The sequence below is a fragment of the Bacillus sp. FSL K6-3312 genome, assembly GCF_038007485.1.
Lineage (GTDB): Bacteria > Bacillota > Bacilli > Bacillales > Bacillaceae > Bacillus > Bacillus pumilus.
The window spans coordinates 3,698,185-3,714,070 of the sequence record NZ_JBBOXI010000001.1; the positions used below are offsets into that span (position 1 = coordinate 3,698,185).

The following is a 15,886-nucleotide window of genomic DNA, read 5'->3' on the forward strand; positions in this document are numbered from 1 at the left end:
CCCTTTTACTCTGCTCCCCACACATAGGATTTCGTATGCTTTAACCATTCTCTTGCCGCAAACGACAAATAGCGATCCTTTCGCCAAATGACTCCTAAATGCCATGGGATCGACGTGTTTAAGGAAATGACTTTCACCTTTTCAGGATCAAGATCACGGCAGATCCGCTCAGGCAGAAGGCCAATTCCCAAGTTCTCGGCTACCATCTCACTAATGAAATCCCATTGAGACGTTTCATAAATGACATTGGGCCGGAAGCCCGCATTCATACATTCATTCAATATCCGGCTATGCAGAACAAAGTCTTCTCGAAAGAAAATAAAGGACTCTTCCTTTAAATCAGCTAAATCAACCTTATCTCGACCTGCCATCGGATGTGATGGATGCGTCACGAGCTTCATGTCCTCTTTAATAATGGTGTACGTATGAAAGATTTTATCATTTGCAGGCAGAACAATGACACCAATATCTAACGAACCATCCTCGACCCCTTCCTCTACTTTAATAGATCCGTGCTCCACTAGTTGAAATGTGACATCTGGATACTGCTGGCGGAATTCTCCCATGACATTCGGGAAAAAACTCGATCCAATCATCGGTGGCAGCCCGATGCGAATATGTCCTTTTTTGACATTCATTAAATCATTTAGCTCGCTCGTTAAATTTTGAAATGATTGTGTGATTTCACTCGCCTGGGTATACATCGTTTGTCCAGCATCTGTCATTTCAACCTGCCGGCCATTCCGATAAAACAACTGCACCCCCAGCTCATCCTCGAGATTTTTGACCATCTTGGAAATGGTAGGCTGCGACACATAAAGAGATTGTGATGCTTTTGTGAAGCTTTTTAACCTCGCCACTTCTAAGAAATATGTTAAATGTCTAATGTCCACATGACTCATCCTTCCTATAGACAAAAGGAATACTAATTATTCGATATATGTATTTTACCTATAACTGAACGTGCTGTACACTTTAAAGTAAGCTAATCAATTGGAACGTTGTCATGTTTTTGTGAAACAGTGAACAAATTATATAGAAAAAGGAGTGAACAGAAAGTGAAATTGCTCAAAACGCCGCTGATTGCTGTCCTTCAGATTATGGCTTTGTTTGTTTTTGCGAAATTGATGAATGTGCTCGCGGCCTTTTTGCATTTAAGAATACCGGGTACGATTTTAGGCATTCTGGTCATTTTCTTATTACTTCATTTTAAAATTATTCAATTAAAGTGGATTGAACTTGGTGCCGTATGGCTGCTCGGAGAACTGCTGCTATTCTTTATCCCATCGGCCGTTGGTGTCATTGATTATGGAACATTGCTTTCTCAATCTGGTACAAGTATTGTCCTTGTCGTCTTACTGAGTACCTTTGTCGTCATGCTCTCGACTGGTATCATGACGCAAATGATTGCGAAAAGAAAGGAGCGAAAAAAGCTATGTTAGTTGGCGCACTATTTCTGATCTTAACAGTTCTTTTATATCTCGGATCAAAAGCGGTGTATAAACGACATCCGAAGGTCTATGTCTCCCCATTACTTGTGACACCGCTTGTCCTTGTCGTCTTTCTGTTAATCGTCAATATTCCTTACGACGCATACAATCAAGGCGGGAAATGGCTCACGAATATGCTTCAGCCTGCGACTGTTGCTTTCGCCATTCCCCTCTATAAGTATTTTCACATTCTGAAGAAGCATGCAGTGGAAATTATTTTGAATGTGGCTTGCGGTTCTGTCATTGCGATTCTATCTACGGCATTTATCGCGAAGTTGTTTCATTTGGATACAGGCCTTATTGAAAGTCTTGTCCCAAGGTCGGTCACAACACCAGTGGCGATGAGTGTGTCAGAAATGATTGGCGGGATGCCGTCCGTTACGGCAGTATTCGTCATATTAACCGCACTGTTTGGGTCAATCATCGGTCCAATGATCATTCGTTATTTCCGTATTGATAATGACATTGCCATGGGCGTCCTGCTTGGTACAGGTGCACACGGGGCAGGAACATCGAAGGCATTTGAAATGAGCTCCGTCTCAGGGACGATCTCAAGTGTGTCGATGATTCTTTCAGCCATCATTACTTTATGTGCAGCGCCTATCCTCATGTCGTTTGCCTTATAAAAAAAGCCATTTCCCTTTATCGGAAAATGGCTTTTTTCTTATGCTTGTATGAAGACAACCTTTAAATAATTTCCTTCAGGATAATTCTTCGTCGTACGGAAATCCTCAGGAAGTGTATATTCTTCAAGGATACGATAGGTTTGCCCTGATTCTTTAAAGGCCTGCGCAATAAATCCTTTGAATTTCTTCATACCAAATGCACTGCTATTCGTTGATGCCACAATGACGCCGTTCTCAGCTGTGATTTGGATGGCTTCTTTTAATAGCTTCTTATAATCCTTCGCCGCACTAAATGTGTGCTTTTTCGTGCGTGCAAAGGAAGGCGGGTCTAAGATGACAAGATCATAGGTCCATCCTTTTTTCGCAGCAAACGGAAAGTACTTAAAGACGTCCATGACTTTCATATCCTGCCCGTCCACATCTATATCGTTGACTTCAAACTGTTCAGATGTTTTTTTCAAACTGCGGTTTGCGACATCTACACTTGTCGTCCGGCTCGCTCCGCCAAGTGCTGCTGCTACGGAGAAAGCGCCTGTGTAAGAAAATGTATTGAGCACGGTCTTTCCTTTTGCATAACGATCTCGAATTGCTTTTCTCACATGACGTTGATCAAGAAAAATGCCTGTCATCGCACCATCATTTAAGTAAACCGCTATGTTCATGCCATTTTCTTTCACGATGAGAGGGAATTCACCTTTCTCTCCCTTTACAAAATCATCATCTTCTATATACTGTCCAGACGTATCAAATCGTTTCTTTTCATAAATGCCTTTATAGTCTGGATATACATGCTCAAGTGCAGCCAATACTTCCGCCTTGAATGTATACACTCCTTCGCTATACCACTGGATGAGATAGAAACCGTCATAATGATCAATCGTGAACCCGCCAATGCCATCTCCCTCTCCGTTGAACACACGGAAAGCAGTCGTCTGTGCATCACGAAATAAATGCGTTCTGCTTTTCTCTGCCTGCTCAAGCTTGGAGACAAAAAAGGCGTGGTCTATTTTTTCGTTAGCATCAATAGTAAGTACCCAGCCGATCCCTTTATTTTGCACACCATAATATCCTTTTCCCAAAAAGGCGCCTCGCTCATCCACCCATTCAATCAGCTCGCCTTCTTTCACACCGTTTACATGTGATACAGCATCTTTAGAAATGAGCGGATATCCCTTTTTCACTTGTTCTGCAAATGTTTGTTTTAATGAGATTTTTTTCATTCGTGTCATCCTTATCCTAAATTGACTCTCTCTATCCTATCATAATGAATGTATACGTTACTTCTATTATGATAAGATGAGGAGAAAAATATCAACACACCATAGAGGAGGCTCTTTTTTTGACGACATTACGATTAGATCATACAGGTATTATGGTTTCAAATATTGATACGTCCATTGATTTTTATGAAAAAGTCGTGGGCATGAAATTAAAGGATCGCATCACTCATACAAACGGAATCATTGAGCTTGCATTTCTCGGCTTTAAAGATGAGGCAGAAACGGAAATTGAGCTCATCCAAGGGTACAGCAGCGATCTGCCATCTGAAGGAAAGGTTCACCATCTTGCCTTTACAACAGACAATATTCATGCTGAATTCAATCGTATTCAAAAGCTGCAAATCGAATTAATTGATGAAGAAATTACGACGCTACCAAATGGATACTGCTACTTCTTTTTCAGAGGGCCAGACCAAGAATGGATCGAATTCTTCCAGCGCTAATATTTCCTAGGAAATGGGACCGGCTATGCCCCATAAAAGAAAAAGAGTAAGAGCATCCATATGCCCTTACTCTTTTTTTATAACACCTTACTAAGAAATGATTTTGTACGCTCATGCTGCGGGTTTCCAAAGAGAGCCTCCGGTTTGTCTTCCTCGACAATATATCCGCCATCCATAAAGATCACGCGGTCTCCTACCTCTCTCGCAAAGCCCATTTCATGTGTGACCACAATCATTGTCATGCCTTCGACGGCTAATTGTTTCATAACTGCTAATACATCCCCGACAACTTCAGGGTCAAGAGCAGATGTCGGTTCATCGAATAATAACACTTTCGGGTCCATTGCCAAGGCTCTTGCGATGGCGACACGCTGTTTTTGTCCACCAGATAATTGGTTAGGGTAGCTTTTGGCTTTGTCTTTTAAGCCAACCTTTTCAAGCAGGTCCATCGCTTTATCGACTGCCGCCTTCTTGTCGGTACCTTTTACCTTCATCGGTGCGATCGTGATGTTTTCTAAAACGGTTTTATGAGGAAATAAATTAAAGTGCTGAAACACCATCCCCACTTCTTGACGTACTTTATTGATATTCACCTTAGGATCTGTAATCGTATGTCCGTGGACAACGACTTCACCTGCCGTAATATCTTCTAATTTATTGAGACATCTTAGAAACGTGCTTTTACCTGATCCAGAAGGACCAATCACACACACTACTTCCTTTTCTTCGATGACTGCATTAATATCCTTTAACACTTCGTGATCGCCAAAGGATTTCTTTAAATTTTTCACCGTAATCATACTCATTTGATATCAAATCTCCTTTCTGCGTAGCTAGCCAGTAGAGAAAGTAAATAAATGATCACGAAATAAATGATACCGACAATGAGCCAGACATTCAAAGGATCAAATGTTGCCGATGCCTGTACTTGTCCCCGCTGCATAATATCGGCAATTCCGATAATTGATAAGAGAGACGTGTCCTTCAAGCTGATGATGGCTTGGTTTGTAATGGCTGGAAGCATGCGGCGAAATGCCTGCGGAAGGACGATAAAGCGCATGTTTTGTCCCCCTGTAAAACCTAAGGAACGTGCAGCTTCTGTTTGTCCTTTATCAATAGACTGAATCCCAGCACGAATAATTTCTGAGAAATAAGCCCCTGCATTAATCGCTACTGTAATAATCCCTGCCGGCACTCGATCAAGCGATATGAATTCAAGTGTATTCAAACCAAAGTAAATGAAGAATAGCTGTACGATAAATGGTGTGCCTCGGATGGCATTGACAAAGACGAGTGCGATGAAATTTAAGATTTTAAAAGGTGACAGACGGAATAATGCCACTATTAAACCGATGATAAATCCTAAAATGATAGCAACAACAAAGATATATAAAGTGGTTTGCAAACCATCCATTAAATACGGAAATGCATTAATAATCGTGTCCATGTTTCTCCCTCCCTAATTCACATACAGCGCATCATAAAGAAAGCGCGCTCGAAGCGCGCCTCGCTTGTGTTATGACTTCAAATATTTATCGATAATTTTGTCATATTCACCGTTTTTCTTTAGGTTCTCTAGACCTTTATTGATCTTTTTCAATAGGTCTTGGTTTTTCCCCTTCATCACAGAGATACCATACTGGTCTCCATTCAATCGGTCTCCAACTGTTTTCAAGTTTAAATCTTGTTGTGCAATTGCATACGTAATGACAGGATAATCCTCTATTAAGGCATCTGCATTTCCGTTTGAAACTTCTTGGAACATCGATGGGCTGTCATTAAATTGAACCACTTCATACCCATATTTATCTGCGTTATCTGATGCAAATTTTGCACCCGTCGTCCCATTTTTAACAGCTAGCTTTTTCCCCTTTAAATCATCAATTGATTTGATACTGCTGTCCTTTTTCACAACAACTGTCAATCCAGCGTCGAAATACGGATCTGAGAAATCCACCTTCTTCTTACGCTCATCTGTAATACTCATCCCGCCCATCCCTACATCAAGCTGGCCTGCCTGCATTGCTGGAATAATGCCTGAGAAGTCCATAGCTTCAAGTTTCACTTTGAAGTCTTGGTCTTTCGCGATGGCGTTAATCAGATCAACGTCTATCCCTTCATAATTACCGCCCTTTTCAAATTCAAACGGCGGATATGTTGTATCTATCCCTATTTTATATGTGCCTTTGCCTTCTCCCGAACCGCTGTCCGATTTTGATCCACAGGCTGCCATGACGAGCACAACAATGAGTCCCATGATCAGTAACATCGATTTTTTCATAAAACACGACCCCCTATTGTCAGTTTTGTCTAAATATTCGCAATACCAATAATACTATACCACGCTAAAGCTATAGTGTGTGATACTTTTTATCAATACCAAAGATCCATACAATCCTAGATCAATAGTCTCTTTAAATTTTACTTTTTTGCGAATAACTCATTTTATTCTAAAAGAAGAGCGATTCACAATCATAATGTGAGATAACCTTACAAAAAACGAGAGATCACCTTGAAAACCACCGTTTTTTCTAACATACGAAAACAGATGCTTGAATGACCTTCTTCTCTCTATTGATATCGTAATATATTTTTTCTAAAACCCTCTTTTTACCTAAAAATATGTAAGCGTATACAAAAAAGCACCTGATCCCTATTTCTTTCACAATTGGTTGAATTTACATCAAAAAACATGTTTTACAAATTGCGAGAGAGCGCTTAAAATATAAGAAGATACTGAATATGGAAAGTGAATTCAGATGAACGGAAATCGAACGAGATGGATAGATGAAGAAAGGAGGATATAAATTGGCAGAAACAGGTGTTTTGTCGTCCGTTGATGTAGCGAATATGTTAAATGACTGGTATGTCATGATGAAAAAAAGAGAAATACAAGGTGCGATCCAGCTAAAAGAAGAGATTCTTCAAGCGTTTGATCGCATGGAAGAGAATCAAGACGTCTTACTTTACTATCAATTGCTAGAGTACCGTTTTAAGGATCTCATTGAAGATACAGCCTCGTTGGATCATAGTCTTTTTGTTGATGAAAATGCAATCCGTACAGATGACATGCTCAGCTACTATTTCTATTTCTTTAAAGGGATGTATGAAATGCGCAGAGGCAATCAGGATACGGCATTTCACCTTTTAAAATTGGCAGAGGATAAATTAGATCTCGTCCACGATGACATTGAAAAAGCAGAATTTCATTATAAAACAGGGTGTCTTTACTATAATATAAGATCCTCGTTCCTCTCCATACACCACTTGAAAATGGCTTCATCTATTTATGACGCAGATCCATGTTATGTGAAAAAATCAATCAGCTGTCAAATGATGCTCGCTTTGAATTATGCTGATCAATCAAAATATGATGAGGCAGAGTCATTATTTGAAGAAGTGATTCATTCACTAGAACAAATGGAAGACCCAGATTTACTTGGTCATGCGTATTGCAATGCAGCTTTTATTAAAAGTCTTAGAAATGAATACAGTGCAGCTGTGCCGCTCCTAGAAAAAGCTTTATTGATCGAGACATTTGAAACGTCTTCTCCAGGCGGCTACTTACTAGCCATGTATGCCTACACAAAAGCACTATTCAAGCTGAAAAAGCCTGGTTTGTTCCACTATTATGTACAGCTTTCACTTCAAAAAGCAGAAACTTTAAAGCAACGAAATATTTCACTTAAATTATCTATTTTAGAAACACTTATGCTTCAGCCAGACAACATGATAGAGCAAATCAAGTCTTATTGTGATCAATTAGAATCTATGAATTTTCTTGTCGATCTTGAAGCCATCTGTCAGGATGCAGCTGCTTACTTAACGGATCTGGGACTTCATGAAGAATCCACTTATTTCTGGAACAAGGCGTTGTCCTTAAAAACTTGTTAAGAATATGGAGTGATGTATGATGAAAAAATGGCTTATCACAACTGCGATTTTGACACTCTTGATAACAGGTGTCTCCATTGGCGCTTCTATCCAAAAAAACAGCCAATCTGCACAATCTCAAGATATCATTCAAAAGAGAGACCGCGGCACCAATCCTTAAACATGAAAAGAGCAGCTGTGAATATCGCAGCTGCTCTTTTTTATGGGTTAATCAATTTCTCGTTTAATATTTTGCATTTTTTCATCTAAGTAATGGGCGATATCTGCCGCTTCCTTCAGTTCATCGGTTAGCTGATGAGGGACATCGTTTTGCAGTTTATAATAGATTTTATGTTCAAGGCTCGCCCAAAAATCCATCGCTATGGTCCGCACCTGAATCTCAACCTTCACATGCTCCACCCGATTCGTTAAGTACACAGGGATCTCCACAATTAAATGAAGACTTCTGTAGCCATTTGGTTTTGGATGTTGAATGTAATCCTTCACTTCAAGGATTTTCAGATCCTCTCTTTGCCTCAATACATCCATAATATTATAGATATCTTGAATAAAGGAGCAGATGATACGGACACCTGCGATATCATGAATATACTCCTTGGCACATTGTGTTGTGATGTCGCACCCTTTTCTTGCTAATTTATTTACAATGCTTTCAAAGGATTTGATCCGTGATTTTGTATGCTCTATTGGATTGTGGCCATGGATTAAATTATATTCCTGGCTGATGATTGAAAACTTCGTATCCATTTCATCTAATGCAAATTTATATACTAATAATTCATTTTTCCAGTCTTCCATGACGTTCTTCAAATCTTCTACATGAGTTGCTGACATATTCATTTCTATTTGTCATCTCCTTTTGGGAAACGGCGGCTGCACCGCTTTCCGTTTACTAGACGGAGACAGGACTCGAAAGGTTTTAAAAAATACGTCGTCAGCCTCGCTGTTTATAATATGTCAACGCCAGCGCAAGGGCGAGTACAGAGCCTTTCACAATATCCATCGCATAATAAGGGACAGACATCATCACAAGCCCATTTTGCAAAATTCCGATGAGCACAGCCCCAATAAACGTACCAAATGCATTTGGTTTTCCTGCTCCCATGACGGAAAAACCGATAAAAGCTGCCGCTACGCCATCCATTAAATATGGTGTGCCCGCATTTATTTCCGCTGTCATTACCCTTGATGCCAGCACAATACCGCCGATTGCCGCAAATAAAGCCGAAAGCAGATATGCCGCGATTTTATATTTATTCACATGAATACCGGACAATCGAGCCGCTTCCTTATTCCCTCCAATGATGTACATAAATCGTCCGTGCTTTGTGTAGGTCATGAAAACATGTGCAAATAGCACAATCACTGCCATTAAGAGAATGATATATGGCACCTGTCCGATTTTGCTGAAAAAGGCAGGAATTGTACCCGTTGAGAATGTACCGTCAGGCAGCACCATGTTTTCAGAAATGGTCGCCCCTTTCGTATACGTCTGAGCCAGCCCTTGAATGATAAACATCATGGCTAATGTCATGAGCATATCTGGAATTTTCATTTTGACAATCATCAAGGCATTAAGTAAACCAACAATAAGGGCAGCCGCTAGCGCAGAGAGGATCGCAATCAGCGGGTTTTGCGAAAACCACACAAACATAGAAATCACGATTGCATTCGATAACGTTGCGACTGATCCGACTGATAGATCAAAGCCGTTGACTGCCAAGGAGATGGTAAGGCCCACCGCAATAATGGTCACAATGGAGATAGACCGTAAAATATTGATGATATTCCCTGATTGCAAAAACGCTGGATTCGCTGCCGCAAATACCACAATCAATACAACAATGGTTAAGATCGTGCCATATCGATAAAAGAAATCAAATAGATGAAAGGATGGCCGCTGCTTTTTCGTTTGCTGCACAGGGGCTGGAATTTGTTGTTCACTCATGATTGTCCTCCTGTTGAATGATATAAAAGCTCTTCCTCAGTCGTTGGGGCAGTCATTTCCCGGGCAATGCTGCCATCATACAGCACATAGACTCGGTCTGCGATCCCTGCAATCTCCGACAGCTCACTTGACGCATAAATCACAGATTTCCCGCGGGCGGCAAGCTCTGCAATCAGCGTGAAAATATCTTTTTTCGCTCCAACATCAACACCTTTAGTCGGTTCATCAAAGAGATAGACATCCGCTTCAGCCAGCAGCCATTTTCCAATGGCAATCTTCTGTTGATTTCCACCGGATAGATGCTTCACCTTTGCTTCAAGAGATGGGGTTTTGACGCCAAGTCGTTTGACGATTTCGTCTGCTTCCCGCTTTTCCTTCGAACGATGTAAGAAGCTGAACACGCTTGAGAATGAACGAAGACTTGCGGCCGTTAAGTTCCACCCCACGCTCTCTTCCGTCAGGATCCCTTCCTTTCTCCGTTCTTCTGGCACAAGGGCCATTCCAGCTCTCACGGCTTGATGAGGCGATGCGATATGAACAGTTTGACCATGAAGCTGTACAGTCCCCGTCGTTTTTTCTGAGGCGCCGAAAAGGGCTTTACACAATTCCGTTTTTCCAGCACCGACAAGGCCTGCAATTCCGAGAATTTCACCCTTTTTCACATGAAGATGAATATTGCGTAATTTATGCTGGTCGTTTAGCTGCTTCACTTCAAGGGCAATAGGTGCATCCATCAACGGTGTACGAGGCGGGAATTGCTCCTCTAATGGCGCACCAAGCATTTCTTCAATGATCTGCTGCGGATCTGTATTTTGAACAAGATGAGCTGCGACATCGGTTCCATTTCGCATCACTGTCAGTTCATCACAAATGGTGAAAATTTCAGGCATACGATGAGAGATAAACACAATGCCCGTTCCATTCTGTTTCAGCCGGTCAATCATTGAAAATAACTTGTTTGTTTCTGTATGACTTAGCGGGGCCGTTGGTTCATCTAAAATTAAAATTCTACATTTAATTGAAACGGCCTTGGCGATGAGCACCATCTGTTTTTCCGCAAGGGTTAGATCACTCACAAGGCGTTTTGTGGAGATGTCGATGTCCAGTTCTTTTAATCGTTGAGCTGCCTTACGGTGCAGCTCTTTCCAGTCGACAAATGTTTTTTTCTCAATCTGATGTATCATCATATTCTCACCAACACTTAAGTAGGGAACGAGAGCTGTGTCCACTTCTTGATGAACCGTCTGCACACCATATGAGGCCGCATCCTTTGGGGTTTGGATCGATGCCGCCTGACCATTGATTTGGATGCTTCCTTCATAGTGCGAATGAGCGCCAGAAAGAACTTTCATTAACGTGGACTTCCCAGCACCATTCGCTCCAATCAGTGCATGAACTGTCCCTTTTTTTAATGTGAAATTCACTTGATCTAACGCTTTTACTCCTGGGAATTCAATCGAAATATGTTTCATACAAACTAGCGGCGAAGTCATAGATGTCCTCCTTCTCATGATCATCATCTGAAAAACGAAACACCCTCTATAGAAGAGAGTGCACGGCGTTTATTTTGAATAATGCTTCTTCAAGGTCTTCATCCAATCTTCTTCAAAGGCAGTCGATGAACCGAACCCCTTCACTTCGTCTGCAAGATTGACCATATTGATGGCCTTTCCTGATTGTTGAAGCTGTTTTTGTGAGATGAGAGAGGCCTCAAGGTCATAGGAAGACGGGGTTTTCTCACCCGCTATTTTCTTCGCAAGAATTCTCACGTCAACTGCGCCAATAAGCTTCGGATCAATGGACTGTCTTTTGCTGTCATTTCTTGAAGATCAGCATTTGACACATCAATCCCATAAATCTTCACTTCTGTTCTTCCTGCTTCCTTTAGCGCTCTTGCTGCGCCAATGGCAAAGGCATCCCACGTGGCAAAAATAGCATCAAGTTTACCCTTTGGATATTTATTCAGCATCGCTGCTACTGCATTTTGTGTTTGAACAGACGTATCAGAGGAGGCAATACCAAAGCGGTCAAGTTCCTTGATCCCTGAATGTTGTTTGAGCGTTTCTTGATAGACCTTGTTTCGTCTCACCATTGGCGGGAATCCATCTACCCAGAGGTACGCAATATTTGCTGTTCCTTTAAAATTAGACACGAGTGCGTCTAGTGATTTTTTCGCTAATTGTTCGTCATCTTGAGACGTCACTGTGACCCCTTTGATGTCCTTCAGCTTAGGATTTGAATCGAACGCTACGACTGGAATGCCCTTCGCTGTGATCTTTTTCACGTCAGCGACGGTCGCCTCGTCGTCCCCATGAGAGATGATAAAACCATCATAATTTTCTTCCAGCGCCTGAGAGATCGCGTCATGGAACTTCGCTGTATCTCCATTTGCGGTGTAGACATCTACCGTAAAGCCAAGCGCTTCACCTTCTGCCTTCGTCCCAGCTAAAAACTGCGCTGTATGATCATCTCCTCCGATTTTACGGATGACTTTAATTTTGGCTCCCTGTCCCTTTGCAAATCGCTTCGGTACATTGTCAAAGGAGACCTTTTCGTTCGTATTTGCCTTTGAGCCTGCACTTGATCCAGTGCCGCAGCCTGTTAATAGGACGGTCAATACCGTTAATAATATAAAACAAGATGTAAAATACTTACGCTTCATTGCTGTTCCTCCTCAAGTTGTTTTTATTTTTCACATCGGAAAACTAGGTAAAAATGTGGGAAAACGCCAGTAAACTGTTCTCCCATTTGAAAAAGAGACGAAAAAAAAGCCTCTCTTGGAAAGAGAGGCTTGATCACCGTTGCATGAAACATGTATCGGGAATTCTTCCTCTCTTATCTGTCAAAGCTGTCACAGCTTTGCAGGAATTAGCACCAATTTCTATAGTAGAAACGGTTGCCGGGCGTCATAGGGCCAGTCCCTCTGCCTCTCTTGATAAGAGATCCGTTATGAAATTTTGTTTTCGTTGAAATGTCTTCTTTACTTTAATGTGATGTCACATTAATGTCAATGATTTTTTTGAAAATTTAAAACAATGAGTTTGTGGCTCAGACATACTTAACTTCCGATGATTTTCTTAGCAGGTGATGATTTCTTCAGGCGAAAATCATATTTTTTCTCACTCACAAATTGTGGATTGAGGTGTGCTGATCCTTTATCTTGGCCGCTTTTAGAGAGATACGTTTTGTAACCTTCCATCCATTTCCCGCGCCATACCCACTGTGATGCTTTCGCACCTTTGCGGTCGTCATACACGTTCTTCTGGAAGGTATTCTTTTGATTTACTCCATAAAGATTCACGACTAAGTAATGCGAGGTACTCGCTGTCATGATATTGTTCGTGATTCGATTGTTCACGGCTTGATATTGCATCAACAATTGACCGCCTTCTAAGCCGGCTGTGTCATTTTTGTATAAAATATTATGTGAGATCGTCGTATTTGTTGTTCCGCCTCGCTTTTTATCATAACCGCCAATTGAAATGCCTGTATAACGGTTCAAATACACTTGATTGTGTTCAATGCGAATACGATCTGCCATTTTTCCTTTATGTTCACTTGTGACTTCAATCCCTAGGTCATTATGATGTGTGATGTTATGATCAATCACAATGTCCTTCCCGCCATCCACATAAATTCCACCAGCAGAGATGTCTTTGCCATAGGCTGGATTTCCTACACTCGTAATCTCATACACTTTGTTTCTAGATACAACACCATTTCTGACTTGATCGTACTTTTTAGAAGGTGCTACGTTCTCAAAACCAATTAAATCAATGCCTATATTATCAGTGTGGCGGACGGTGTTATGTGTCACACGGAACTTTTTGACGTTCCCATTCAGCACAAGCGCTTCACTGAAGCCCAGCTTTAATTTTTCAACAGTATTCCCTTTGATTTCAATGTCTTCAATGGCCGCAGGAGCTTTTGTTCCATAGACCGCAATACCGTGCGCATTCCCATTTTTGTGTATCGTCTGAATGTCATACACTCGGTTGTTGAGAAGTTTGACGCCTTTCCCGCTTCCTTTGATGAAAATACCGACTGGGGTCAGATCTTCCTTATTCGTCTTGAGATGTCCCACCGTCAGACCTTTGAGGGTAATGTAATTTTTTTGATCGATCGTGACAAGACCGCCATCTGCTTGATTTCCTTTTAGTGAAGCCCCGCTAATGACAGGTTTTTCTTTTCCGTAAGCTTGAAAGATAACAGGTGCTTTCTTTGTCCCTGAATGGCGGACAATCAATTTCTCTTTGTATGTGCCGCCTCTAACATAAATGGTTGCCCCGGCTTTCGCCATACTTGCCGCTTTTTTCAGCGTGCGAAAAGGTTTTTGCTTCGTTCCTTGGTTTTTGTCGTTTCCGTTTGTCGCCACGTAATAGGCAGTTCCCTGCTTGGCGCCAGCCTCCTCCGTCATCGCTTGACAACCGAAGCTGATCACGGTCATGAATAAAATAAGTAAAATGCCTGGTATCGCTCGTTTCATCTTGTTGTTTGCTCCTTTCACTTCTCTTCTTTCTTTATCGGTTAAAAAAAAGAGGATTAAAATATGACAATGCCCCTTGCAATGTACCGGTCAAAAGGTGTATGGTTGAAAGAATATCTTACAGGAAATTTATCCGCTTTTAAATTGTCAGATTAATCAGTTAATAATGTATTTGGATTTTATTTCTTTATTAAAAAGGGGTGACATGAGGCAGACTGACGGCAGAGAGAAGGAAAGCGCTTTAACAGATTTTTCTTGTCTGAATTCCAGAAAACCTATTGCTAATATTTTGTGAAGGTATAGAATAGAATCATAATTATTTCATATTATTAGAATTTTCAAATAATCAAACAGCAAGGAGATTTACGATGCCAAAACAACCCATCCGCGTTGAACTTAGTTCAACAAAAAAACCAAAACCTCAATCTGATCAACTTGAATTCGGAAAAATCTTCACAGATCACATGTTTGTGATGGATTATTCCATTGATCAAGGCTGGTATGATCCAAGAATTATCCCTTATCAGGCCATTCCAATGGACCCAGCTTCGATGGTCTACCATTATGGGCAATCTGTTTTTGAAGGCTTGAAGGCTTATGTTTCTGAGGATCAGAAAATTCTCTTGTTCCGTCCGGAAAAGAACATGGAACGCTTAAACAGATCCAATGACCGCCTGTGCATCCCTCAAATTGATACAGAAACGGTTTTAGAGGGCTTAAATGAACTCATTCGCATTGATAAGGATTGGGTACCTGATGCAGAGGGCACTTCCTTGTATATCCGTCCATTCATTATTTCCACTGAGCCGTATTTAGGCGTTGCGCCGTCAAGCACATATAAGCTGCTCATTATCCTATCTCCAGTGGGGTCTTACTATAAAGAAGGCATCCATCCTGTCAAAATTGCCGTTGAAAACGAATTTGTCCGTGCCGTTAAAGGCGGAACAGGAAATGCCAAAACAGCTGGAAACTACGCCTCAAGCCTCAAGGCACAGCAAGTCGCTGAAACGAAAGGTTTTTCACAAGTTCTTTGGCTTGATGGAGTTGAGAAAAAGTACATTGAAGAAGTCGGGAGTATGAATATTTTCTTTAAAATCAATGGAGAAATCGTGACGCCTGAATTGAACGGTAGCATTTTAGAAGGCATCACACGTAACTCTGTACTTGAGCTATTAAAACACTGGGGAATTCCAGTGACAGAGCGTAAAATTTCGATTGATGAGTTAATTGAAGCACATCAATCAGGTGAGCTTGAAGAAATCTTTGGAACTGGAACAGCGGCCGTCATCTCTCCTGTCGGGGAATTAATTTATCACGATCAGCCATATGTGATTCAAGATGGTCAAACAGGTGAAGTATCGAAGAAATTGTATGAAGCCATTACGGGTATTCAAAAAGGAACACAACCAGATATCTTCGGCTGGACAGTAGAAGTCGATTCGGTCGTCAAACAAGCTTAAGCATGTAAAAGAACCTTTCAATCATGAAGGGTTCTTTTTTTGTTTATTTACCCCTCTGATATACCTTATAATGGTAATAACACATTAAGGAGTGATGGTATGTTTTTTACTTATCTACTAGCGTTCTTTGGTCTTTTCATCGGATCGATCATCATCGCTACAGGCTTCGACGATTCACCGTTCCACACCCGGTTTCTATTTAAGCTTCTCGGAATTTCTATCTTTGTTCTTTCTATTACTTTTGTAAAGGTTAGACGAA

General features: G+C 41.2%; 15 protein-coding genes, 1 pseudogene and 1 riboswitch. Of the genes and pseudogenes, 6 read left to right on the forward strand and 10 right to left on the reverse strand.

The window, feature by feature from the left end; translation table 11 throughout:
• Positions 1–5: 5 nt before the first annotated feature.
• Positions 6–893 (reverse strand): cidABC operon transcriptional activator CidR, encoded by an 888-nt coding sequence (gene cidR, locus MHI11_RS19440; protein ID WP_003214744.1) that lies wholly within the window; start codon positions 891–893, stop codon positions 6–8.
• Positions 894–1,058: 165 nt separating this feature from the next.
• On the opposite strand from cidR, the gene MHI11_RS19445 reads away from it, so the two are divergent.
• Both MHI11_RS19445 and MHI11_RS19450 read left to right on the forward strand, forming a co-directional pair.
• Entirely contained in the window at positions 1,059–1,442 is a 384-nt protein-coding gene (locus MHI11_RS19445) for a CidA/LrgA family holin-like protein (protein ID WP_012011691.1), read from the forward strand.
• A complete protein-coding gene (locus MHI11_RS19450) occupies positions 1,436–2,116 on the forward strand; it encodes a CidB/LrgB family autolysis modulator (RefSeq protein ID WP_044140267.1) in 681 nt (226 codons plus the stop codon). Before MHI11_RS19445 ends, MHI11_RS19450 begins: the two co-directional genes overlap by 7 nt.
• Positions 2,117–2,154: 38 nt before the next feature.
• Here the strand turns inward: MHI11_RS19450 and MHI11_RS19455 are convergent, their stop codons facing one another.
• Positions 2,155–3,336, reverse strand: coding sequence for a class I SAM-dependent rRNA methyltransferase (locus tag MHI11_RS19455; RefSeq protein WP_065097779.1), 1,182 nt, complete (start codon positions 3,334–3,336; stop codon positions 2,155–2,157).
• A 119-nt stretch (positions 3,337–3,455) separates the two neighbouring features.
• Here MHI11_RS19455 and MHI11_RS19460 point away from each other — a divergent pair, with 119 nt between their 5' ends.
• A complete protein-coding gene (locus MHI11_RS19460) occupies positions 3,456–3,839 on the forward strand; it encodes a VOC family protein (RefSeq protein WP_003214664.1) in 384 nt (127 codons plus the stop codon).
• Positions 3,840–3,916: 77 nt separating this feature from the next.
• On the opposite strand, the gene MHI11_RS19465 is transcribed toward MHI11_RS19460, so the two are convergent.
• The 3 genes from MHI11_RS19465 to MHI11_RS19475 all read right to left on the reverse strand — a co-directional run bounded on the left by MHI11_RS19465 (position 3,917) and on the right by MHI11_RS19475 (position 6,120).
• The gene (locus MHI11_RS19465; RefSeq protein WP_003215369.1) at positions 3,917–4,645 is read right to left on the reverse strand and encodes an amino acid ABC transporter ATP-binding protein; all 729 of its coding nucleotides are present in this window, start codon (positions 4,643–4,645) and stop codon (positions 3,917–3,919) included.
• Positions 4,642–5,286: an amino acid ABC transporter permease gene (locus MHI11_RS19470; RefSeq protein ID WP_003215015.1), complete on the reverse strand. Its 645-nt coding sequence runs from the start codon at positions 5,284–5,286 to the stop codon at positions 4,642–4,644. Before MHI11_RS19470 ends, MHI11_RS19465 begins: the two co-directional genes overlap by 4 nt.
• A 69-nt stretch (positions 5,287–5,355) precedes the next feature.
• A complete protein-coding gene (locus MHI11_RS19475; RefSeq protein ID WP_065097770.1) occupies positions 5,356–6,120 on the reverse strand; it encodes a transporter substrate-binding domain-containing protein in 765 nt (254 codons plus the stop codon).
• A 527-nt stretch (positions 6,121–6,647) separates the two neighbouring features.
• Between MHI11_RS19475 and MHI11_RS19480 the strand changes: the two genes are divergently transcribed.
• Together MHI11_RS19480 and MHI11_RS19485 are read left to right on the forward strand one after the other, a co-directional pair.
• On the forward strand, positions 6,648–7,733 hold the full coding sequence (locus MHI11_RS19480) for a Rap family tetratricopeptide repeat protein (RefSeq protein WP_268508602.1): 1,086 nt from the start codon (positions 6,648–6,650) through the stop codon (positions 7,731–7,733).
• A gap of 19 nt (positions 7,734–7,752) precedes the next feature.
• On the forward strand, positions 7,753–7,893 hold the full coding sequence (locus MHI11_RS19485; protein WP_165840211.1) for a hypothetical protein: 141 nt from the start codon (positions 7,753–7,755) through the stop codon (positions 7,891–7,893).
• Positions 7,894–7,940: 47 nt separating this feature from the next.
• On the opposite strand, the gene MHI11_RS19490 is transcribed toward MHI11_RS19485, so the two are convergent.
• The 5 genes and pseudogenes from MHI11_RS19490 to MHI11_RS19510 form a co-directional block, all read right to left on the reverse strand.
• The gene (locus MHI11_RS19490) at positions 7,941–8,573 is read right to left on the reverse strand and encodes a GTP pyrophosphokinase (RefSeq protein ID WP_003215004.1); all 633 of its coding nucleotides are present in this window, start codon (positions 8,571–8,573) and stop codon (positions 7,941–7,943) included.
• Between the two features lie 94 nt (positions 8,574–8,667).
• A complete protein-coding gene (locus MHI11_RS19495; protein WP_044140271.1) occupies positions 8,668–9,681 on the reverse strand; it encodes an ABC transporter permease in 1,014 nt (337 codons plus the stop codon).
• Positions 9,678–11,174, reverse strand: coding sequence for a sugar ABC transporter ATP-binding protein (locus MHI11_RS19500; RefSeq protein WP_340962107.1), 1,497 nt, complete (start codon positions 11,172–11,174; stop codon positions 9,678–9,680). Before MHI11_RS19500 ends, MHI11_RS19495 begins: the two co-directional genes overlap by 4 nt.
• Before the next feature lie 69 nt (positions 11,175–11,243).
• Positions 11,244–12,343, reverse strand: a pseudogene (locus tag MHI11_RS19505) (sugar ABC transporter substrate-binding protein).
• A gap of 170 nt (positions 12,344–12,513) precedes the next feature.
• A riboswitch (SAM riboswitch) is annotated at positions 12,514–12,623 on the reverse strand.
• A 116-nt stretch (positions 12,624–12,739) separates the two neighbouring features.
• A complete protein-coding gene (locus MHI11_RS19510) occupies positions 12,740–14,167 on the reverse strand; it encodes a DUF1565 domain-containing protein (protein WP_113767872.1) in 1,428 nt (475 codons plus the stop codon).
• Between the two features lie 368 nt (positions 14,168–14,535).
• On the opposite strand from MHI11_RS19510, the gene MHI11_RS19515 reads away from it, so the two are divergent.
• Positions 14,536–15,627, forward strand: a complete 1,092-nt coding sequence (locus MHI11_RS19515) for a branched-chain amino acid aminotransferase (RefSeq protein WP_003215056.1) — start codon at positions 14,536–14,538, stop codon at positions 15,625–15,627.
• The last annotated feature ends 259 nt before the right edge of the window (positions 15,628–15,886 follow it).